Genomic DNA, 20,842 nt, shown 5'->3' with positions numbered 1-20,842 from the left:
TCCTTCAGTTAGACAGTGACGGCGTCTGCTTGGGCCAGCTGATTGGCAGGCAGGTCGAGGGTCTGGCGGCGATAGCGAGGCACCGCCAGCGATAGGCAGACCACGGGTGCCAGTAGCAGGGCAATGGTGCTGGCCATGGCGTAGCGCAGGGCCTGGTCGCCAATGGCGGTGTGGTAGAGGTCGCTCAGCGCACCGACCACCAGGGGGCCGACGCCCACGCCGACCAGGGTGACGCCCATCAGGAACAGGGCGGTGGCTTGCGCCACTTTCGCAGGCGGGAACAACCCGCTCATGGCACCGAAGCAAGGCGTGGTCCACCAGGTCGCGAAGAAGGCGAAGCCCATATAGAAGAGAAACGCCGTGGGCACGCTGATGCCGGCGACCTGAAAGGCCCCGCCACTGGGCCAGAGGAAGAACAGCAGCCCGAAGGGCACGCTGACCAGCGTGCCAAGGGCCGCGACGCCGACCTGCCAGCCGGCATCGCGGGCCATCAGCCGGTCGGTGACGAAGCCGCAGGTGAGCGTGCCGATGGCCGCGCACAACCCGCCAACGATGCCGATGAGAAAGCCGGCCTCCTGGATGCCCAGCCCATGCGAGCGGATCAGGAAGCTCGGGTTCCAGGTGCCGACAGCGTTGCCGGCCACCGCGGCCAGGCTGCCGGCCACGAGAATCAGGCGGTAAGACGAGACGCCGAGCATGCTGCGCAGCGTGGCCATGAAGCGCTCCTGGCGCACCTGCGGCGAGGACAGCGAAGCCGGTCGCGGCGCCCTGACCGTGAAGGCGAGCAGCAGGCCGATGAGAATGCCCGGCGCACCGATCACCAGGAACGCGGCACGCCAACCATAGTGCTCGGCGATCCAGCCGCCGGCGCCGAGGCCCAGGGCAATGCCGATCGGCGGGCCCATCATGAAGATCGACAGCGCGCGCGAGCGCAGGCGCGCCGGGTACAGGTCCGCGACCATCGCCACCGAGGGTGCCGATCCGCCGGCTTCGCCCACGGCAACCAGGATGCGGAAGGCCAGCAGCATGCCGAAGCTGGTCGCCACGCCGCAGAGCATGGTCATCAGGCTCCAGGCGATACACGACAGCGCCACTACCGGCTTGCGCCCAATGCGATCGGCGAGCCGCCCCATGGGCAGGCCGAACACCGTGTAGAACAGCGCGAACGCCACCCCGGTGAGCAGGCCGATCGCCGTGTCGGACACGCCGAATTCGAGCTTGATCGGCTCGATGAGGATGGAGACGAGGTAGCGGTCGATGTAGTTGCAGACGTAGATGATGGCCAGCACGCACAGGGCGTAATGACTACGCCAGGTGACTTGCGATGAGCTGCTCACGGTAGGCGTTCCTGTCTTGTTCTTGTAAGGGTCGGGACAGGATGTTCAAGGGTTCGCAGGCAAGCATCGTCCGTTCAGACCAGCTTCTGCACGCCGCGTCCAACGAATGACTCATTAGTCTCAACGGACGATGTTCGGTCGCGGCGCGCCATGAATCATCCGCTCCAACGCAATGGGCTGGTCCGGCTCCACGCCGACGGCCTTGGACAGGAGGAGCGGGCATGAAACTCGAAGGCAAGATCGCGCTGGTGACCGGCGCCGCGCAGGGCATGGGGCGCGCCATCGTGCGGCATTTTGCCGAGCAGGGCGCCACCGTGTATGCGGTGGATATCAACGTCGACGCGCTCGAAGAGACCGTCGCCGGCCTGGCCGAACGCGGCGTCGTCCAGCACTGCAACGTGGCCGACGAGCACTCGGTTTGCGCCGCCTTCGAGCGCATCGCCGTCGAATCGGGACGGCTGGACATCCTCGTCAACAACGCGGGCATCGGCTCCCACGACACTTTTCTCGATACCCCGCTGGAGCACTGGAACCGCGTGCTCGGCGTGAACCTCACCGGCGCCTTCCTGTGCAGTCGCGAGGCCGCCCGCCTGATGAGCCGGGCCGGCTCCGGCGCGATCGTCAATCTGGCCAGCACAGCGGCCATAACCGGCGAAGGCCCCAGTCACTACTGCGCGAGCAAGGCCGCAATCATGGGCCTGACCCGCAGCACCGCGCGTGAGCTGGCCGCCAGCGGCATTCGCGTGAACACCCTGGTTCCCGGCCCGACCGACACGCCGATGATGGCCGGCATCCCCGCCGAATGGATGGAGTCGATGGTCAAGGCCATCCCGCTCGGGCGCCTCTGCCAGCCGGAGGAAATCGCCCGCGTCGCGGCGTTCCTGGCCGGCGACGACGCCAGTTTCATCACCGGACAGAACATTGCCGTCAACGGCGGCATGTCCTTCATCTGAGGAGCTGCACATGACATCACGCATGGCTGGAAAAATCGCATTCGTCACCGGGGGTGGCTCGGGTATCGGCGCGGCCACGGCCAAGCGCCTGGCGCAGGAGGGCGCTACGGTCATCGTCTGCGGCCGCCGCGAGGCGCCGTTGGCCGAAGTCGTCGAAAGCATCCGCCAGTCTGGCGGCAAGGCCGAGCTCAAGGTGGCTGACGTCAGCAACGAGCGCGCCTTCGTGAGCGCCATCGAGGAAGCGGCAGCTGAGCATGGCCGCCTCGATGTGATGGTCAACAACGCCATGGCTTACACCTGGGGCAGCGTCGACAGCATGTCTACCGAAGACTGGCACGCCAATTTCTCCACAACGGTAGACGGCACCTTCTGGGGCACCCGCACGGCGATGCGCCTGATGAAGGACAGCGGTGGCGGCTCGATCATCAACATTGCATCCATCTGCGGCCTGTTCGGCACGGCCTGGATGTCCGGCTACTCGGCGGCCAAGGCTGCCGTGATCAACTTCAGCCGCGCCGTGGCCTCCGAAGGAGCGGCCTGCGGTGTGCGCTGCAACGTGGTGGTGCCCGGCGTAGTGGCGACGCCTGCGACCGCCGGGATGCTCTCCGATGACCAAACCCGGGCCAACACCGAAAAGCTGATTCCGATGCGCCGTGTCGCGCGCCCGGAGGAGCTGGCCAACGCCGTGCTGTTTCTCGCTTCCGACGAAGCCTCCTACATCACCGGCGCCAGTCTGCCCGTCGACGGCGGGCGCAGTTCGGATCTCTACACGGTTCTCGAATGAGGCCGTGCTCCGTGCAACCGACTCGACACCAGGGTGACCCCATGGACCAAGCACTTCTGCAGCGCCTCGACCGGCTGGAGTCGATCGAGGCGATACGGCAACTGGCGGCCAGGTATTCCCTGTCGCTGGACATGCGCGACCTCGACGCCCACGTCAATCTGTTCGCGCCGGACATCCGCGTCGGCCGCGACCAGGTTGGCCGCGCGCACCTCAAGGCCTGGGTCGATGAGACCCTGCGCCACCAGTTCACCGGAACCTCTCATCACCTCGGCCAGCACGTCATCGAGTTCGTCGACGCCGACCACGCGATCGGCGTCGTGTACTCGAAGAACGAGCACGAGGCCGGTGCCGAGTGGGTAATCATGCAGATGCTCTATTGGGACGACTACCAGCGCATCGACGGTGAGTGGTATTTCCGCCGGCGGCTGCCCTGCTACTGGTACGCGACCGACCTGAACAAGCCGCCGATCGGCGACATGAAAATGCGCTGGCCGGGGCGCGAACCCTATCCGGGCACTTTCCATGACCTGTTCCCGTCGTGGAAGGCGTTCTGGGCCAACCCGCCCGCCCGGGATGCCCTGCCTGAAGTGGCCGAGCCAGCGCCGCTGGAAGGCTTTCTGCGGCATATGCGCGGCGACACGCCGGCACCGCGCATTCGCGTCCGCTGAGAGGGCCCGCCAATGAACGCACTTTTTCGGCCGGCGCGCTTCGGTGAGCTGGAACTGGCCAATCGCATTGTCATGGCGCCGATGACCCGCAGCCGCGCCAGCAGCGGCCATGTGCCGACTGTCGTCATGGAGGATTACTACGCCCAGCGGGCCAGCGCCGGACTGATCATCGCCGAAGGCACCGCGCCTTCCGCCGATGGCATCGGCTATTGCCGCACGCCGGGCATCTACAGCGACGAGCAGATTCAGGCCTGGCGCAAGGTGACCGATGCGGTGCATGCGCGTGGCGGCCGCATCGTCCTGCAGTTGATGCACTGCGGTCGGGTCGCCGCGCAGGCCAACAAGCCGGCCGGCACGCGCAGCGTCGCGCCCTCGGCCGTGGCGGCCAGGACGCAGCTGTATACCGACAGTCACGGCATGGTCGATACCGATCTGCCGCACGCGCTCACTCTGGATGAGATCACCGGGGTCATCGGCGACTACCGCCAGGCAGCACTCAACGCCCGCGCGGCCGGCTTCGATGGTGTCGAGCTGCACGGTACGAGCGGCTACCTGCCGATGCAGTTCATCGCGACCAACAGCAACGTACGCGACGACCGCTACGGCGGATCGCTGGCCAACCGTATTCGTTTCACGCTGGAAGTCCTGCAGGCCATGGCCGAGGCCATAGGAGCGGGGCGCGTCGGCCTGCGGCTCTGCCCGGGCAACCCGTACAACGACGTCGAAGACCCAGACCCGCGGGCCACCCTCGAAGCGCTGCTTGCCGGCATCGACGGCCTGGATCTGGCGTACCTGCACATCATGCGTTCACCCGTGCCGGGCCTGGACGCCTTCGCCATCGCGCGGCAGGGCTTCGGCGGTGCGCTGATAGCCAATGACGGTTTCGATGGCCAGAGCGCAGCACAACACATCGCGAGCGGCGCTGCGGAGGCGGTGTCGTTCGCCCGCCACTACATCGCCAATCCGGACCTGGTGGAGCGCCTTCGCGAGGGGCGCGCACTGGCTCGCTTCGACCGGCACACCCTCTACTCGCCCGGGCCCGCTGGCTACAGCGATTACCCGAGCGGGGTTACCGAACCAGCCCTGGAGTAACCCATGAGCACCACCGGAATAGCAAACAAACAAGAACAACACCTGCAGTCCGCCGTGGTTCCGCGAGAACAGACCCAGCAGATCCTCAACCGGCGTGCGGCTGCCGCCGGCGCGATCAAACCGAAGGACCTCTATACCCTGGCCGACCGCCTGGAAACACAGGCGGCGAGCTTCGGCCAGCGCGACTTTCTGATCTACAAAGGCCGTCGCTACAGCTACGCCGAGGTCGACGCACGTGCCTGTGTGTTCGCCCACGCGCTGCGAAACAAGGGGCTGCAGCGCGGTGATGTCTGCGCGTTGGCGATGGAAAACCGGCCAGAATTCTTCTTTGCCTGGTTCGGCATGGCCAAGCTCGGCGTCGTCGCGGCCTTTATCAATCACCACGCGGCCGGCGCGCCACTGTTGCATGCGCTGCAGAGCACCGCTGCCAAGGCGGTGGTGGTCGGTGAGGAGTGCCTGCAGCCGTTTGCCGACACACCCGAGACCGCGCGCTATCCGCTGCTGCTGGTGCGCGACGAGGAGACTCCGGCGGCCGAGCCGCTACTCCGATTGACCGATCGCGACTTCGCCGACGCGGTAGCCGGTCCGGGCGTTTCGGCGGTCGATCCGGCCTGGCGTGCCGGCATCCGCGCCGAAGAAACCATGCTGCTGATCTTCACTTCCGGCACCACCGGACTCCCCAAGGCGGCCCGCTACAGCCACATGCGCTGGCTGAGTTCGGGCGACGTGATGCAGGTGACGCTCGATGCGACGCCGGATGACGTCTTCTATTGCTGCCTGCCGCTATACCACGGCGCGGCGGCCACGTCGGTCACCTCCACGGCGCTCAAGGCCGGTGCCTCGATCGTGGTGCGGCGCAAGTTCAGCGCCAGCGAGTTTTGGGTCGACGTGCGCTCCTATCAGGTCAGCATCTTCCAGTACATCGGCGAGATCTGCCGTTACCTGCTCAATCGCCCGCCGCAGCCGGACGAGCGCCGCCACAGCCTGCGGTGCATGCTTGGCGCAGGCCTGACCCCGGAAACCTGGCAGCGCTGGATCGAGCGCTTTGGCAATCTGCCGGTTTTCGAGGGTTGGGGCTCCACGGAGGCCAACTGCGCCATCATCAATCTCGACAATCGCCTGGGCTCCTGCGGCCGGGTACCGTATTGGGAAAAGACCAATGTCCGGTTGATCCGCTACGACAGCGAGAACCAATGCCATCCGCGCGACGAGCAGGGCTTCTGCATTCCTTGCCAACCGGGCGAGGTGGGTGAGGCGGTTGCCTTCATCGTCGACCATCCGGAGATCGGTGCCGGGCGTTTCGAAGGCTATACCTGCCCCAAGGCTACCGAGAGCAAGATCCTGCGCGGTGTGTTCCAGAAGGGAGACGCCTGGTGGAGTTCGGGCGACCTGCTGCGTTACGACGAAGAAGGCTACTGCTACTTCGTCGACCGCATCGGCGATACCTTCCGCTGGAAAAGCGAAAACGTCTCGACCCAGGAAGTGGCCGACGCGCTCGGCGATTTCCCGGGCCTGGAGCTGATCAACGTTTATGGCGTCAAGGTGCCGGGGCACGAGGGGCGGGCCGGCATGGCCGCGCTGCTGATGCAGCCGGGGCAGGCCTTCGATCCCGCAGCGTTCTATCAGCTCACCTCGTCGCGCGTGCCACGTTATGCCGCGCCCGTGTTCGTGCGGGTCTGCGCCAGTGCGGACATGACCAGTACCTTCAAGCTGCGCAAGGTCGACCTGCAGCGCCAGGGCTACGATCCGCGGCAGTTCGACGATCCGCTGTTCATCCGTGACGAGGCCTCCGCCAGCTACCAGCCTTACAGCCCCGAGGTGTTGGCCGCCAACGGCCTGGCGCCGTTCGCAAGCGAGTCATGCTGATGAGCGCGCCATCGCAGGGCCACGAGCAGCGGGAGGGTTTGCGCTTTCCCTGGCTGGAGCCGCCGGCCGCCGGGGAGGTGCAGGAAGTGGCCGACGGCGTGCTCTGGCTGCGCATGCCGCTGCCGTTCGGGCTGGACCACATCAACCTCTATCTGCTTCGCCACGGTGAAGGATGGGTGGTTGTCGATACCGGCCTGGCGGTGCCCCGCAGCCGCGAGGTGTGGGAAAAGGTGTTCGTTGAGGACATGGGCCGTCTGCCGGTGCTGGCCGTGGTCTGCACCCACTTCCACTTCGACCACAGCGGATTGGCGGCCTGGCTGACCGAGCGCTTTCGCTGTCCGCTGTACATGACGCGTGGTGAGTTCCAGGCGCTCTACGTCACGCCGGACGGCCGTGAGCCGGGCTGGGAATTCCATGACTTCTATCGCCGCGCCGGCCTGGATGACGAACAGATCGCCTCGCTGCTGCCCACCATCGAGGGCATGCGCTTCGACGGCGGGCTGCCGCGCAGCTACCGCCGCCTGCGCGACGGGGACTGGTTGAAGATCGGTGGCCGACACTGGCAGGTGGTACTCGGCGCCGGCCATTCACCCGAGCACGCCTGTCTGTTCAGCAAGGATGACCCGTTGCTGATCGCTGGCGATCAGGTCCTGCCGCGGATCACCTCCAGTGTCCTGGTCGGGGCGAACGAGCCCTATGCCAATCCGCTGGGCGACTGGCTGGATTCCCTGCGCCGCTTGCGTGCCCTGCCCGACGAGGCCCTGGTGCTGCCCGCTCACGAGAGGCCGTTCTTCGGTCTGCACCAGCGTCTCTACCAATTGCAGAAACATCACGAACACCACCTCGACACCCTCATGGAGCGGCTCCAGGGCGCGATGACTGCAGCCGAGATCCGCCCGCTGCTGTTTCCACGGATCAAGGGGCCATTCGACCTGCTGATGTCGCTGGGCGAGACGCTTGCCCACATCCATTACCTGGTCGAAGAGGGCGAGTTGGCACGCGAGTTCGAGGCGGGCGCCTGGCGCTTCCGTTGTGTGGGCACTGGCCTGGAGTCGACAGAGCTGCCGGGTGACATCCACGTCTGAGCGACGGGAATTTTGCAGGAAGTACCTAACGGTCTTTGACCACCACTCGGGAGATACACGATGAACAACAATAAGAAACTGTTTCCTGGCCGTCAGGCGCGTGAGTCCCGCATCGCGACGCTCGCCTGGGCGGTGTGCCTGGTGTCTCAGGCGCCGGCAGCCCTGGCAGGCGACACCATCTTCTACGACAACGGTGCGACACTGGACTGGAGCCTGATCACTGCTTACGGCATCGGCATGCGGGCCGAGAAGCAGGATGACGCCTTGCTTCGCGACATCAATGCCGACGACGGCAATCGCAACTTCGACCGCGGCAGCCTGGTGACCCATCGCGTCAGCGCACTGGGCGAGATGATCGTGCGCAAGGACAACTACGGCGCCGTGGTCCGCGCCAGCGTCTTTTACGACGATGCCTATCACGGCAAGAACGACCATGACGCCCCGGAGCGGGTGAACAAGTTCGGCGATTACAACGAATTCACCAGCGGCACCGAGTACTACGCTGGCGAGCGGGCGCGTTTCCTCGATGCCTATGTGTTCAGCGGCTGGCGCTTCGACAACGGCCAGAGCCTCGACGTGAATGCCGGCCGGCACGTCGTCGCCTGGGGCGAAAGCCTCTTCTACCCCGGCGTCTCCGGCGCGCAGTCGCCTGCGGATGCGGTCAAGGGTTCGCTGCCCGGGGTGGAGGTCAAGGAGATCATCCTGCCGGTCGGCCAGGTCTCGGCGCTGTGGAACGTCAATCCGTACTTCAGCCTCGGCGGCTATGTGCAGTACGAGTGGAAGGGCACCGAGCTGCCGCCGGTGGGCAGTTACCTGTCGACCTCCGACATCATCGGACCGGGGCGCGACTTCCTGATCGTCGGCATTCCGCTGGGGCCGCTGGGTACGTTCAACCAGCGCGTGCTCTATGCCGGCGCGGACGAGCCCAGTGACAGCGGTCAGTGGGGCGTGCAGGTGCGCTACCGGCCGAACTTCGACTGGGAGCTGTCGGCCTTCCACATCCGCTACCACGACAAGAGCCCGGCCGGCATCACCACCTACAACGGCATGGTGGAAGTCGCGCCGGGGCTGATGCTGCCTCTGCCGACCGAGTACCGCGTCAACTATTACGACGACATCAAGATGACCGGGCTGAGCTTCTCCACGCGCCTGGGCGACACCCAGGTCAGCGGCGAGTGGAGCTATCGTGATGGCGCCCCGGTCAACGTCCTCAGCCCGCAGGGCGCGCCGCAGCACACCCGAGGCAGTGGCCAGCAGCTGCAGGTGTCCTTTATCCATATTCTCGGCAACCGGCCGTGGGCGAGTCAGACCACGCTTACCGGTGAAATCGTCCATGTGCGCGCCGACAGCGTGGAGGATCACCCGCAGAGCGGCAGTGACGACTTCACCTACCGCACCGCCACGGCCTGGCAGAGCAAGACTGCCACGGCCTATCAGCTCGGCGTTGAGCTCAGCTACCCGGGCGTTGCCAATGGCTGGGACATGATCGTGCCGGTGCGCTTCTCCCATGTGGCGGAAGGAGCGACCCCTTTGCAAGGCGCCATCCAGGGTGCCAAGGGCGACATGCGCCTGAGCCTCGGCACCACCTTCCGCCGGCTGGGCAACTTCGAGGTGGCGCTCAACTACAACGCGTTCCTCGGCGATCCTGACCCGATTCGCCGCAAGCTGGCCGATCGTGACTACGTCACCCTGGCGGCCAAGTACGCCTTCTAGCCGTTGTCAGCCCGAAGGAAAAAGAAAACCCGGCCTCGGCCGGGTTTTCTCGTCTCGGCAGGTCAGTACTGTTGGGTCATTTCGATGTGTCCCGGGCGCTGTGGATGACATAGGCGCGAATCGAGTCGATCGCTTCCCGATCCAGGCTGCCAGCGAAAGAGGGCATGCCGCGCCCCTCGAGCAAGCCTTCGAGCGGCGGCCGGCGAAAGGCATCGGCGCTCTGCAGATACGCCGAGTGGCGCAGGTCGGGAATACCCGCGCCGGCGACCGCGGCCGCGCCGTGACAGACCATGCAGTAGCGGGTGTAGAGTTGCGCGCCCTGCTGCAGCGTGGCGGGATCGGCCGTGACGGCAGGCAGCGGCGGCATCGGCGGGCGCGTTTGCGGCTCGGGCAACTGCGCCTTGCCGTCGAGCTTCCAGACGAACACACCGCCGTTTGCCGGCAGGCCCTGGCGAGGTAGCAGTGCGCTGGCGGAGAGGTGCATCGAACTGCCGAAGCCCGCGGCGGCCGCAATGTATTGCACGCCGTCGAGGCGGTAGCTGATGGGGCCGCCGAGGATGTCGAGCCAGGTGTCGCTCTGCCAGAGCCGTTCGCCGCTTTCGGCATCGTAGGCGTGCAGGCCGCCACCACCCTGGCCCTGAAACACCAGGCGCCCCGCGGTGGTCAGCACGCCGCCATTCCACAGGCCAGGCTGCTGGGTGCGCCAGGCCTCGCGCTGCTTAATCGGGTCCCAGGCAAGCAAGTGGCCGCGCATCCCCTGGCGTGCTTGCGCGAGGCTTTGTGCATCGGTCGGCAGCGGATGATCCTGGATGCCGGTGTTCCAGCGCCCGGGCTCGATGCGAAACGGCTGGGTCTTGATCATGTACGCCTGGCTTTCCTGCGCCGGTATGTACACCAGCCCGGTGAGCGGGTTCCAGGCCATCGGCTGCCAGTTGTGCCCGCCGATCTGCGAGGGTGTGATGGCTGCGGTCTGTCCCGCGGGGTAGCGTGCGCCCGGCACTTCGACGGGGCGGCCGCTGACCACGTCCACATGGCTGGCCCAACTGGTGGGCACGTAATTGGCCGCGCTCAGCAGTTCGCCGGTCTCACGGTCGAGCACGTAGAAGAAGCCGTTCTTTGGCGCCTGCATCAGCACCTTGCGCAGTCGCCCATCGAGGCGCAGTTCGGCGAGGATCATGTGCTGGGTGGCGGTGTAGTCCCAGCTGTCGCCGGGCGTGGTCTGGTAGTGCCAGGCGTACTCGCCGGTTTTTGCGTGCACCGCGACGATGGAGGACAGGAACAGGTTGTCACCGCCTTCAGGGCTGCGCAGGTCGCGGTCATGCGGCGATCCGTTTCCGACGCCGAAGTAGAGCAGGTCCAGCTCCGGATCGTAGGCCATCGAATCCCACACCGTGCCGCCGCCTCCGAGCAACCACCATTGGCCGCTCCAAGTCGGTAGGGCGATGTTCCTGAGTGGCTCATCGGAAATCTGGCCATCCGCCCCTTCGGCCGGGTTGTCGGGCACGGTGTAGAAGCGCCAACGCAGCCTGCCGCTGGCGGCATCGTAGGCCGAGAGATAGCCGCGCACGCCGTACTCGGCGCCGCCATTGCCGATCATCACCAGATCACCGACCACTCGTGGTGCCCCGGTGATGGTGTAGGGGCGTTCCGGTGGCGTGGTTTGCGTCGACCAGAGCAGCTCGCCGCTCTGTGCATCCAGCGCCTGCAGGCGGCCGTCGAGCGTGCCGACGAAGACGCGCCCGTGGGCCACGGCGACGCCACGATTGACCACGTCGCAGCAGGCCACTGCGGCCTTGTGCGCCGGCACCAGCGGGTCGTGCTGCCAGCGTAGATTGCCGTTGCGGGCATCCAGCGCATAGACCACGCCCCAGGGGCCGCTGACGTAGATCGTCTCGCCGACCATCAGCGGGGTTGCCTGCACGCCGCGCGGGCGATCAAACCTGAACTGCCACGCCAGACCGAGCCGGCTGACATTCGAGCGGTCGATCTGTGCCAACGGGGAGAAGCGTGCCTCGGCGGCATCCCGCCCGTGCTGCGGCCAGGGTTGGTCGGGCAAGGGGGCCGCCACCAAGCGGTAAGCGCAGATCGCCAGCGCGAGTGGCAACAGCCGGGGCAGTGATCGAGGTGACATGGCAGCGTCCTTGTTTGGCTCGGTAAAGCCCATGATCGGCTGGCCCCGGGAGGCGAACCTCGTCCGTATGGCGTAGCCGATCGTCTGTGCCCCCTAGACCTTATGGACGATGCCCAGCGAAACACCCGCTGGCACCTTTGCGTGGGACAACGGCAACCGCGCCGCCGGCCAGGCTGCGCAAGAAGCTCACCGGGCGTTCGAGACGAGGTAGCGAAGCATGGGACTCAAAGGGCAGGCGGCCATCGTGGGCGCCGCACAGTACAAGCCGGAGAAGTACGCGACGGCGCCGCGCATGTTCCACCTGGAGCAGGTGGCCGACCTGGCCGCACGTGCGCTGCACGATGCCGGCCTCAGGGCCGAGGACCTCGACGGGCTGGTCATCAACGGCCCGCATTTTCACGAGGCGTCGGTGTTCGTGCCGGCGATGGCGGCGGAATACCTCGGGCTGGCGGTGAACTTCGCCGAAGTCGTCGACCTCGGTGGCTGTACCGGCATGGGCATGGTCTGGCGTGCGGCGGCGGCCATCGAGCTGGGCCTGTGCCAGGCGGTGCTGTGCGTGATGCCGGCAAGGATGGCGCCGATGGGCCCGGACGAAGACCCTACGGCGATGATGCGTGCGATGCGCTTCGGCGGTCACAGCACGAACTATGGCGCACCCGAGGCCGAGTTCGACCTGCCGTATGGACACATGGGCCAGAACACCGGCTACGCAATGATCGCGCAGCGCTATGCGGCGCGTTATGGCTATGACCCGGTTGCCCTGGCCAAGATCGCCGTGGATCAGCGCACCAACGCCCAGGCCAATCCGGATGCGATTTTCTGCGGCCAGCCGCTGACCATCGACGACGTGCTCAACAGCCGCATGGTCGCCGATCCGCTGCATGTGCTGGAGATCGTCATGCCGGTGGCCGGCGGCGCAGCGGTCATCGTCGCCTCGAAGGAGCTGATGGCCAAGGCGCGCAACCGCGGCGCGGTGGTCACGGGGTTCGGCGAACGCCTGGGTTACAAGTCGCCGAGCTACTCGCCGGACATGACCGAAACGCCGGTCGGCCCGGCGGCGCGCAGCGCCTTCGCCATGGCCGGGCTGAAGCCCGCCGCCATGCACGCCGCGCAGATCTACGACTGCTACACCATCACCGTGCTGCTCAGCCTGGAGGACGCCGGCTTCTGCGCCAAGGGCGAGGGCATGCGCTTCGTGCGCGAGCATGACCTCACCTGGCGCGGCAGCTTCCCGATGAACACCCACGGTGGCCAGCTCAGCTTCGGCCAGGCCGGTGCCGCGGGCGGCATGTCGCAGGTCATCGAAGCCTTTCACCAGATCGCCGGCCGCGCCGGGGATCGCCAGCTGAAGACCTGCGACAACGTGTTCGTGACCGGCACCGGCGGTGTCATGAGCGAGCAGGGCGCATTGATTCTCCAGGGAGCCTGACCATGTCGAACAAACCCATGCCGGTGATGACCGAGATTTCCGCGCCGTTCTGGAACGGGCTCAAGGAGGGTCGCATTCAGCTGCAGCAGTGCAACGCCTGCCAAGCCTGGAACTTCTACCCGCGCCGGCACTGCGCCCGTTGCCTGGCCCACGACCTGACCTGGAAAGAGGTCAGCGGCCGCGGCACGCTCTACACCTTCACCGTGGCGCGCATCCCCACGCTACCGGAGTTCGCCGGGCCGGATGCGCAGATCCTCGCGGTGGTCGAGCTGGAGCAGGGCGTGCGGATCAATACCACGCTGGTGGGCCTGGCGCCGGAAGCGATCGAGATCGGCATGCCGGTCAAGCCGGTGCGCGCCCAGGTGAAGGACGATGGCACCGTTCTGCTGCGCTACACCGGAGCCGATGTTGCGTTGGACTTCATCGACGAGGTGGTGCGCGCGCCCGCCCCGGTGAAGCCCGATGAGCGCCCGCCACGCCGGCAGATCGACGTCGGCGACGAGCAGGCGCTGCAGGCGCTGGTCTCGGAAGCGTTCACCGACTGGAGCAATCAGGTGCTGGTCGACCAGGCGCTGATCGATGCCTTCGCCGAGCTGTCGGGCGACGACTACTGGATCCACACCGATCCGGAGCGGGCGCGCAAGGAAGGCCCCTTCGGCGGCACCATCGCCCACGGCGCGCTGGTGCAGGTGATCATGTCGCGCATGCAGGTACCGCTGCCGTTCGAGATCACCGGCTTCACCAACATGGTCAACTACGGCTCCGACCGCCTGCGCTTCCCCTCGCCGGTGCCGGCCGGATCGCTGGTGCACTCGCGCTGCCGGGTCAAGGCGGTCGAGCGCAACAAGCGGGGTACCCAACTGACCCTGGAATTCAACGTACACGTGGTGGGACAGGAGCGGCCGGCCGTGATCAACGATCTGGTCATCCTCTACATGTGAGCTGCGGGCTGTGCCCTTTTGACCGTCTCATGCTTGGGCAGGGACGGTCTTTTTTTTGCGCGCTCGATCGGCTGGGTCAGCAGCGCGTCATCCCCATGACGGAATACGCGCAGCCTTGTCCGAGCGCGCGCGAGGCTCGCCATCGCGGACCGGCTCCGGCGCTGCCGGAGCCCCGCCGGGCAAGGCGGCGAGCCTTGCCGCTGTTAGTCTCAACGGACGATGAGCCCCCCGGACATCGGCAGGACAATCCTCCCAAGCCCAACGTAGGCGCATGTGGAGTGAACCTATGACCGATATCCGCGCACTGAGCTATTTCGTGGCTCAGATCGAAAACCTGGACGCCTGGCAGCGCTATGCCGAGGACGTGCTGGGCATGATGACCAGCCCGGCGCCCGGCGGCGGCCTGTACGTGAAGATGGATGAGCGTCCGTTTCGGATGCTGATCCTGGAGGGCCCGTCCGCAGGCTATGTGGCTTCGGGTTGGGAACTGTCCGGCGAGCGCGCCTTCGTGGCGATGCTGGCACGCCTTCGCGACGCCGATGTCGCCGTCGAGCTGGGCGATGCGGCGCTGTGCGAGCAGCGGGGCGTGCAGGCGCTGGCCATCGTGCGCGACCCGGCGGGCAACCGCCACGAACTGACCTGGGGACATCGCTCCGACTGCCTTCCATTCGTTTCGCCGCAGGGCGTGCCGCGCTTTATCACTGGCGAGATGGGGCTCGGGCATACCGTGCTGCCGGCGCCGTGCTTCGATGAGTGCCGCGCGTTCTACCGCGACCTGCTCGGTTTCGAAATCTCGGACGTCTTCAATTTCAAGCCGGCGCCCGACGCGCCGCCGGTGCGCATCCACTTCCTGCATTGCGCCAATGCGCGCCATCACAGCCTGGCGATTGCCGAGTACGACGTGCCGAGCAAATGCGTTCACGTGATGGTGGAAGTGGAGAACATGACCGAGGTCGGCCGCGCGCACGACCGTGTCGCGGCCCACGGCGTGCCGCTGTCGGCGACGCTCGGCCAGCACCTGAACGACCGCATGACGTCGTTCTACATGAAGACGCCGTCCGGCTTCGACCTGGAGTACGGCTGTGGCGGGCTGCAGGTGGACTGGAGCGAGCACAGCGCCTTCGAATTCACCCGGGTGAGCGTCTGGGGTCATGACTTCTCGGTCGGCCGCCAGGCCGCTGCGCAAGGAGACGCGCAATGAACAAGCTGATGACGCTGAGCGATGTGGTGGGTCAGCTGCGTGATGGCATGACCGTCGGCTTCGGTGGCTGGGGTCCGCGGCGCAAGCCAATGGCCATCGTTCGCGAGATCCTGCGCAGCGAGGTCAAGGACCTGACCGTAGTCGCCTATGGCGGCCCGGAAGTGGGCATGCTGCTGGCGGCTGGCAAGGTTCGCAAACTGATCTTCGGTTTCGCCACGCTCGACGCAATTCCCCTGGAGCCGTATTTCCGCAAGGCCCGTGAAGCCGGCTTCGTTGATGTCATGGAACTGGACGAGGGCTTGTTCCAGTGGGGGCTGCGGGCCGCCGGCATGCGCGTGCCGTTCCTGCCGGCGCGCGCCGGATTGGCCACCGATGTGCTGACGCATAACCCGGCGCTGCGCACCGTGACTTCGCCCTACGACGACGGCGAGGTGCTGCTGGCGATGCCGGCGCTGGAGCTGGACGTCGCCTTCGTTCACGTCAATCGCGCCGACCGCCTTGGCAATACGCTGGTCACCGGCACCGACGCGTACTTCGATCACCTGTTCGCGCGGGCCGCCAAGCAGTGCTTCGTCTCGGCCGAAGCGGTCGAGGAGCGGCTTTCTCTGGATGCCGAAACCGCACGCTTCAACACCTTCGAGCGTTCGCTGGTCACCGGGGTGGTCGAAGCGCCGCAGGGCGCGCACCCGACCAGCTGTTCCCCCGACTACGGCTGGGACATGCAGCACCTGAAGGACTACGTCGCCAGTGCCGGCGAGGAAAGCGGCTGGCAACGCTACCTGGACACCTACGTCACCTGCGACGAGGCCGCCTATCGCGAGCGCAATGGCGGGACCGCGCGTCTAGCCAGCCTGCCGCTGCCGATTTTCTGAAGGAGCATGAGCATGTCGGATAACACTTTCAGCCTCGCCGAACTGATGATCGTGGCCGCCGCCGAGGCCTGGCGCGATGACGGCGAGCTGCTCGCCTCGGGGCTGGGCATCATTCCCCGACTGGGCGCCAGCCTGGCCAAGCTGAGCCATAACCCGGACCTGCTGATGACCGATAGCGAGGCGTATCTGGTCGAGGAGCCGGTGCCGGTCGGTCCGCGCGGCGACTTCCAGCCGAAGTACGCCGGTTACATGCCCTTCGAGCGCATCTTCGAGTGCGTCTGGCACGGTCGTCGCCACGCGATGATCGGGCCGACCCAGGTCGACCGCTGGGCGCAGACCAACCTGTCGGTGGTCGGCGACTACGCCCGGCCGAAGGTGGCGATGCTCGGCGTGCGGGGCCTGCCGGGCAACAGCATCAACCACAAGAACTCCTTCTTCGTGCCGAACCATAGCCCCCGGGCCTTCGTCGCCGGCGAGGTGGACATGGTGTCCGGAGTGGGCTTCAAGGAAGAGCGCTGGGGGCCCGGCATGCGCCGCGAGCTGATGAGCATCGGGCGGGTGATCACCGACCTCTGCGTGATGGACTTCAACGGCCCGGGCCACGCCTGCCAGGTGCTCTCGCTGCACCCCGGGGTGGATTTCGACACCGTGCAGGCGCGTACCGGCTTCCCGTTGCGCAAGGCCGAGGGCATGGGCGAGACGCCGTATCCGACTGCCGAGCAGTTGGCGATCATCCAGCGACTCGATCCGCACGATCTGCGCAGCAAGCAGCTCAAAGGCAACCCGCGCGGCATTCGCACTGCAGAGGAGATCGCCGGATGAGCCGAGACGACGCGTTCGTTGAGCGGTCGGACACGGCCGTCTACGAAACCGATGAGCCGGTCCGGTATCGCGTCGAGGACGGCGTGGCGATCCTGACCCTGCATCGACCGCAGTTCAACAATGCCCAGAACTCGCAGATGACCTATGCGCTGGATGCCGCCTTCCGCCGCGCGGTGGACGACGATGGCGTCAGGGTCATTGTGCTGGGCGGTACCGGCAAGCATTTCTCGGCGGGGCACGACATCGGCACCCCGGGCCGCGACGTCAACAGGTCGTTCGAGCGCCAGCACCTGTGGTGGGACCACAGCAACAAGCCGGGCGGCGAATTCCTGTACGTACGCGAGCAGGAGGTGTACCTGAACATGTGTCGGCGCTGGCGGGAGATTCCCAAGCCGACCATCGCCATGGTGCAGGGCGCCTGTGTCGCGGGCGGTCTGATGCTGGCCTGGGTCTGCGACCTGATCGTCGCCAGCGAAGATGCATTCTTCCAGGATCCGGTGGTACGCATGGGCATCCCGGGCGTCGAGTACTTCGCCCATGCCTTCGAGATGCACCCGCGTATCGCCAAGGAGTTTCTCCTTCTTGGCGAGCGCATGCCGGCCATGCGCGCCTACGAACTGGGCATGGTCAACCGCGTGGTCCCGCGCGAGGCGCTGGAGCAGCAGACCCTGGACATCGCTCGGCGCATCGCCGCCCAGCCACGCATGGGCCTGGCGCTGAGCAAGCAGGCGGTGAATCACATCGAGGACCTGCAGGGCAAGCGCACTGGCATGGAGGCGGCGTTCGCCTGGCACCACTTCGCGCACGTCCACAACGAGCTGGTTTCCGGCGACAAGCTGGGCGGCTACGACGGCAAGGCCATGGCGCAGGCGAACAAGGCGCAGGCCGGCCGGGGAGAAGCCACATGACGATGCTGCAGACCCGCCTGACCGAAGCCCTCGGTTGCCGCTACCCGATCGTGCAGACCGCCATGGGCTGGGTGGCCGACGCCAATCTGGTGATCGCCACGACCCTGGCCGGCGGCTTTGGCTTCCTGGCCGGTGCGACCATTCCCGCGCAGGCGCTGGAGGGCGAGATCAAGAAGGTCATCCAGGCCACCGGCACCAGCAACTTCGGCTTGAACTTCCACATGTTCCAGGACAACGCCGCCCAGTGCGTCGACCTGGCCATCCAGTATCGCCTGCGCGCGGTCAGCTACGGTCGCGGGCCGGACAAGGCCACCATTGCCCGATTCAAGGAGGCTGGCGTGCTGTGCATTCCCACGGTCGGTGCGCTCAAACACGCGCAGAAGGCGGTGGAGCTGGGCGCGGACATGGTCACCATTCAGGGTGGCGAGGGCGGCGGGCACACCGGCGGCGTGCCGACCACCATCCTGTTGCCGCAGGTGCTCGATGCAGTCTCGGTACCGGTGATCGCCGCAGGCGGCTACTCCACCGGACGCGGCCTGGCCTCGGCGCTGGCCGCCGGTGCCGAGGGCATCGCCATGGGTACGCGCTTTCTGATGACATCCGACTCGCCGACCCCTCGCGCCACCCTGGAGCGCTACCTGGCTGTCAACGACACCCAGCAGATCCGTGTCACCCTGGCGGCGGATGGCATGCGCCATCGAATGATCGACAACCCCTTCATCCGCCGCCTGGAGCAGGCCAGCCCCATGGGCCGACTGCTGATTGCCCTGCGCAGTGCGCGCAAGTGGCAGGCGCAGACCGGCATGAGCAGTGCGCACATGTTCAAGACTCTCTTCAAGGCGATCAGGGAAGACCCCTCGACGCTCTCGCAAGTGGTCATGGCGGCCAACCAGCCGGTACTCCTGGAGCGCTCGATGGTCGAGGGCGTGCCCGACGAGGGCATCCTGCCCAGCGGTCAGGTGGCCGCCGCCATCGACAACCTGCCGAGCTGCCAGGAGCTCATCGAACAGATCGCCGGCGAAGCCGAACGCTGCCTGCAGCGTCTGTACGCACGCCTGCCACTGGATCCGGCCAGCGCGCCGGGCAATGAACAGCAGAGGGTTCACGCATGAGTAGCGTATTCAAGGTCGAGATCAACCAGGGCATCGCGGAGCTGGTGCTGGCCAAACCCCCGGTCAACGCGCTGGACAGCAATGAATGGCTGGCCCTTGCCGCCCGGATCGACGAACTCGGCGCCGACCCCGAGGTGCGCGTACTGATCGTGCGGGCCGAGGGGCGCGGCTTCTGCGCCGGCGTCGACATCAAGGAGCTGGACGCCCACCCGGAGCGAATCGTCAAGGTCAACGCCGGCAATTACGCCACCTTCAAGGCCATCCACCGCTGCCGGGTGCCGGTGATCGTCGCCGTGCACGGCTTCGTGCTCGGCGGCGGCATCGGTATGACCGGCGCGGCCGACATTGTGGTGGCCTCGCGCTGCGCCACCTTCGCCTTGCCGGAGGTCGACCGCGGAGCGATGGGTGGCGGCGCGCACCTGCAGCGGCTGTTTCCTGTGCAGAAGGTGCGCCACATGTTCTTCACCGGCGAGAAGGTCAGTGCGCCGGACGCCATGCGGTACGGCTTCATCGAACGGCTGGTCGAGCGCGACGAGCTGCCCGCCGCCGCCCGGGAGATCGCTGCCAGGATCGCGGCCAAGAGCCCGGCGATGATCCGTATCGCCAAGGAGGCGCTCAACGGCATCGAGGATGGCGATCTGGAAGCCAAGTACCGCTGGGAGCAGGGCTTCACCCTCGAGGCGTACACCCAGCCGGACTCGGCCGAGACCCGCCGTGCCTTCGTCGAAAAACGTGATACCCAGTTCTGAGAGCGCCGCCATGCAGCTGACCTATACCGATTCCCAGAAGGCCTTCCGCAGCGAAGTGCGCGAGTGGCTCAGAGACAACGTGCCGCGCACACCGCTGGCCAGTTACGACACCCGCGAGGGATTCGAGCAGCACCGCCAGTGGGAAGGGCGCCTGTATGCCAACCGCCTGTCCATGGTCATGTGGCCGGAACACCTGGGCGGGCGGGGCTGCGACCTGATCGAGTGGCTGATCTTCGAGGAGGAGTACTACGCCGCGGGCGCGCCCATGCGCGTGAACCAGAACGGCCAACTGCTGCTTGGCCCGACCCTGATGGAGTTCGGCACCGAGGAACAGAAGCGCCGCTTTCTGCCGCGTATCGCCTCCAGCGAAGACATGTGGGCGCAAGGTTGGTCGGAGCCGAACGCCGGATCCGACATGGCGGCGATCCGCAGCAAGGCAACCGCGGACGGCGACCACTACGTGGTCAACGGGCAGAAGACCTGGTCGACGCGAGCCACGTTCGCCGACTGGATCTTCGGTCTGTTCCGCACCGACCCGGCCAGTAGCCGCCACCATGGGCTGAGCTATCTGCTGGTGCCGCTCGACGCGCCCGGGGTAACCATCCGACCGATCAAGGCACTCAACGGCAAGGACGCCTTCGCCGAAGTGTTCTTCGACGATGTCCGGGTGCCGGCGGCGAACCTGGTTGGCGGTGAAGGGCAGGGCTGGAACGTGGCGATGGCCACGGCCGGCTTCGAGCGGGGCCTGTTGCTGCGCTCGCCGGCACGCTTCCAGCAGACGGCTCAGCGCCTGGTGGATCTTTACAAGGCGCACCCGGAAGTCGCCGAGCGCGATCCGGGGCTGCGCGATGCGGTCATCGACAGCTGGATGGGGGCCCAGGCCTATGCGTACTCGGCGTATCACACCGTCGGGCTGATCGGCAAAGGCGCGAAGATCGGCGCCGAGTCGAGCATCAACAAGGTGGTCTGGTCCGAGCTGGACCTGAAGATGCACGAGACGGCCATGCGCATTCTCGGTGCCCGCGGAGAGCTGCGGGGCAATGCGCCCGAAGCCGTGGATGGCGGCAGCTGGCTGGAGGGCTTTCTCTTCGCCCAGGCGGGGCCGATCTACGCCGGCACCAACGAAATCCAGCGCAACATTATCGCCGAGCGGATGCTCGGCCTGCCGAAAGCTTGAGG

General features: G+C 66.5%; 18 protein-coding genes. 16 read left to right on the top strand and 2 right to left on the bottom strand.

All coding sequences use genetic code 11. From position 1 onward, the window contains the following. Positions 1-8: 8 nt before the first annotated feature. A complete protein-coding gene (locus PT85_RS13525) occupies positions 9-1,337 on the bottom strand; it encodes a spinster family MFS transporter (protein WP_039606921.1) in 1,329 nt (442 codons plus the stop codon). A gap of 221 nt (positions 1,338-1,558) precedes the next feature. Between PT85_RS13525 and PT85_RS13520 the strand changes: the two genes are divergently transcribed. The 7 genes from PT85_RS13520 to PT85_RS13490 are packed head-to-tail and all read left to right on the top strand — an operon-like array spanning position 1,559 to position 9,498. Beyond that, a complete protein-coding gene (locus PT85_RS13520) occupies positions 1,559-2,290 on the top strand; it encodes an SDR family NAD(P)-dependent oxidoreductase (RefSeq protein WP_039606920.1) in 732 nt (243 codons plus the stop codon). A gap of 10 nt (positions 2,291-2,300) precedes the next feature. Then, positions 2,301-3,074: an SDR family NAD(P)-dependent oxidoreductase gene (locus PT85_RS13515; RefSeq protein ID WP_039606919.1), complete on the top strand. Its 774-nt coding sequence runs from the start codon at positions 2,301-2,303 to the stop codon at positions 3,072-3,074. A 41-nt stretch (positions 3,075-3,115) separates the two neighbouring features. Further along, on the top strand, positions 3,116-3,742 hold the full coding sequence (locus PT85_RS13510) for a nuclear transport factor 2 family protein (RefSeq protein WP_039606918.1): 627 nt from the start codon (positions 3,116-3,118) through the stop codon (positions 3,740-3,742). Positions 3,743-3,754: 12 nt separating this feature from the next. Further along, the gene (locus PT85_RS13505; RefSeq protein WP_039606917.1) at positions 3,755-4,834 is read left to right on the top strand and encodes an alkene reductase; all 1,080 of its coding nucleotides are present in this window, start codon (positions 3,755-3,757) and stop codon (positions 4,832-4,834) included. Positions 4,835-4,837: 3 nt separating this feature from the next. Then, complete coding sequence (locus PT85_RS13500; protein WP_039606916.1) at positions 4,838-6,700, top strand: long-chain-acyl-CoA synthetase; 1,863 nt, start codon at positions 4,838-4,840, stop codon at positions 6,698-6,700. Further along, complete coding sequence (locus PT85_RS13495; protein ID WP_039606915.1) at positions 6,700-7,785, top strand: MBL fold metallo-hydrolase; 1,086 nt, start codon at positions 6,700-6,702, stop codon at positions 7,783-7,785. The genes PT85_RS13500 and PT85_RS13495 overlap by 1 nt, the downstream gene beginning before the upstream one ends. Before the next feature lie 60 nt (positions 7,786-7,845). Further along, entirely contained in the window at positions 7,846-9,498 is a 1,653-nt protein-coding gene (locus PT85_RS13490) for a DUF1302 domain-containing protein (RefSeq protein ID WP_052237683.1), read from the top strand. 76 nt (positions 9,499-9,574) lie between these two features. Here PT85_RS13490 and PT85_RS13485 read toward each other — a convergent pair whose 3' ends face one another. Continuing rightward, positions 9,575-11,662: a PQQ-dependent dehydrogenase, methanol/ethanol family gene (locus PT85_RS13485; protein ID WP_197058173.1), complete on the bottom strand. Its 2,088-nt coding sequence runs from the start codon at positions 11,660-11,662 to the stop codon at positions 9,575-9,577. A gap of 184 nt (positions 11,663-11,846) precedes the next feature. On the opposite strand from PT85_RS13485, the gene PT85_RS13480 reads away from it, so the two are divergent. From PT85_RS13480 to PT85_RS13440, 9 genes are all read left to right on the top strand, one after another. Next, a complete protein-coding gene (locus tag PT85_RS13480) occupies positions 11,847-13,058 on the top strand; it encodes a thiolase family protein (protein ID WP_039606914.1) in 1,212 nt (403 codons plus the stop codon). A 2-nt stretch (positions 13,059-13,060) separates the two neighbouring features. Next, positions 13,061-13,999: a bifunctional OB-fold nucleic acid binding domain-containing protein/MaoC family dehydratase gene (locus PT85_RS13475; protein WP_039606913.1), complete on the top strand. Its 939-nt coding sequence runs from the start codon at positions 13,061-13,063 to the stop codon at positions 13,997-13,999. Between the two features lie 286 nt (positions 14,000-14,285). Then, a complete protein-coding gene (locus PT85_RS13470; protein WP_039606912.1) occupies positions 14,286-15,200 on the top strand; it encodes a VOC family protein in 915 nt (304 codons plus the stop codon). After that, on the top strand, positions 15,197-16,072 hold the full coding sequence (locus PT85_RS13465; protein WP_039606911.1) for a CoA transferase subunit A: 876 nt from the start codon (positions 15,197-15,199) through the stop codon (positions 16,070-16,072). Before PT85_RS13470 ends, PT85_RS13465 begins: the two co-directional genes overlap by 4 nt. 12 nt (positions 16,073-16,084) lie before the next feature. Then, the gene (locus PT85_RS13460) at positions 16,085-16,894 is read left to right on the top strand and encodes a CoA-transferase subunit beta (RefSeq protein ID WP_039606910.1); all 810 of its coding nucleotides are present in this window, start codon (positions 16,085-16,087) and stop codon (positions 16,892-16,894) included. Beyond that, a complete protein-coding gene (locus PT85_RS13455; RefSeq protein WP_039606909.1) occupies positions 16,891-17,802 on the top strand; it encodes an enoyl-CoA hydratase in 912 nt (303 codons plus the stop codon). Before PT85_RS13460 ends, PT85_RS13455 begins: the two co-directional genes overlap by 4 nt. Then, positions 17,799-18,914 carry an NAD(P)H-dependent flavin oxidoreductase gene (locus tag PT85_RS13450; RefSeq protein WP_039606908.1) on the top strand — a complete coding sequence of 372 codons (1,116 nt, stop codon included), beginning with the start codon at positions 17,799-17,801 and terminating at the stop codon, positions 18,912-18,914. The genes PT85_RS13455 and PT85_RS13450 overlap by 4 nt, the downstream gene beginning before the upstream one ends. Further along, positions 18,911-19,663, top strand: coding sequence for an enoyl-CoA hydratase family protein (locus PT85_RS13445; RefSeq protein ID WP_039606907.1), 753 nt, complete (start codon positions 18,911-18,913; stop codon positions 19,661-19,663). Before PT85_RS13450 ends, PT85_RS13445 begins: the two co-directional genes overlap by 4 nt. A gap of 10 nt (positions 19,664-19,673) precedes the next feature. Then, the gene (locus tag PT85_RS13440; RefSeq protein ID WP_039606906.1) at positions 19,674-20,840 is read left to right on the top strand and encodes an acyl-CoA dehydrogenase family protein; all 1,167 of its coding nucleotides are present in this window, start codon (positions 19,674-19,676) and stop codon (positions 20,838-20,840) included. The last annotated feature ends 2 nt before the right edge of the window (positions 20,841-20,842 follow it).

It is taken from the genome of Pseudomonas flexibilis (assembly GCF_000806415.1).
GTDB lineage: Bacteria > Pseudomonadota > Gammaproteobacteria > Pseudomonadales > Pseudomonadaceae > Serpens > Serpens flexibilis.
The sequence above is the reverse complement of the archived record's forward strand: the minus strand, read 5'-3'. Positions and strand labels throughout refer to the sequence as shown.

Excerpts from the sequence above, each read along its gene's own strand:
- PT85_RS13490 (WP_052237683.1), top strand. The coding sequence starts at position 7,846 with ATGAACAACAATAAGAAACTGTTTCCTGGCCGTCAGGCGCGTGAGTCC.
- PT85_RS13495 (WP_039606915.1), top strand. The coding sequence starts at position 6,700 with ATGAGCGCGCCATCGCAGGGCCACGAGCAGCGGGAGGGTTTGCGCTTT.
- PT85_RS13505 (WP_039606917.1), top strand. The coding sequence starts at position 3,755 with ATGAACGCACTTTTTCGGCCGGCGCGCTTCGGTGAGCTGGAACTGGCC.
- PT85_RS13480 (WP_039606914.1), top strand. The coding sequence starts at position 11,847 with ATGGGACTCAAAGGGCAGGCGGCCATCGTGGGCGCCGCACAGTACAAG.
- PT85_RS13515 (WP_039606919.1), top strand. The coding sequence starts at position 2,301 with ATGACATCACGCATGGCTGGAAAAATCGCATTCGTCACCGGGGGTGGC.
- PT85_RS13510 (WP_039606918.1), top strand. The coding sequence starts at position 3,116 with ATGGACCAAGCACTTCTGCAGCGCCTCGACCGGCTGGAGTCGATCGAG.
- PT85_RS13500 (WP_039606916.1), top strand. The coding sequence starts at position 4,838 with ATGAGCACCACCGGAATAGCAAACAAACAAGAACAACACCTGCAGTCC.
- PT85_RS13450 (WP_039606908.1), top strand. The coding sequence starts at position 17,799 with ATGACGATGCTGCAGACCCGCCTGACCGAAGCCCTCGGTTGCCGCTAC.
- PT85_RS13460 (WP_039606910.1), top strand. The coding sequence starts at position 16,085 with ATGTCGGATAACACTTTCAGCCTCGCCGAACTGATGATCGTGGCCGCC.
- PT85_RS13455 (WP_039606909.1), top strand. The coding sequence starts at position 16,891 with ATGAGCCGAGACGACGCGTTCGTTGAGCGGTCGGACACGGCCGTCTAC.
- PT85_RS13445 (WP_039606907.1), top strand. The coding sequence starts at position 18,911 with ATGAGTAGCGTATTCAAGGTCGAGATCAACCAGGGCATCGCGGAGCTG.
- PT85_RS13465 (WP_039606911.1), top strand. The coding sequence starts at position 15,197 with ATGAACAAGCTGATGACGCTGAGCGATGTGGTGGGTCAGCTGCGTGAT.
- PT85_RS13475 (WP_039606913.1), top strand. The coding sequence starts at position 13,061 with ATGTCGAACAAACCCATGCCGGTGATGACCGAGATTTCCGCGCCGTTC.
- PT85_RS13485 (WP_197058173.1), bottom strand. The coding sequence starts at position 11,662 with ATGGGCTTTACCGAGCCAAACAAGGACGCTGCCATGTCACCTCGATCA.
- PT85_RS13470 (WP_039606912.1), top strand. The coding sequence starts at position 14,286 with ATGACCGATATCCGCGCACTGAGCTATTTCGTGGCTCAGATCGAAAAC.
- PT85_RS13440 (WP_039606906.1), top strand. The coding sequence starts at position 19,674 with ATGCAGCTGACCTATACCGATTCCCAGAAGGCCTTCCGCAGCGAAGTG.
- PT85_RS13520 (WP_039606920.1), top strand. The coding sequence starts at position 1,559 with ATGAAACTCGAAGGCAAGATCGCGCTGGTGACCGGCGCCGCGCAGGGC.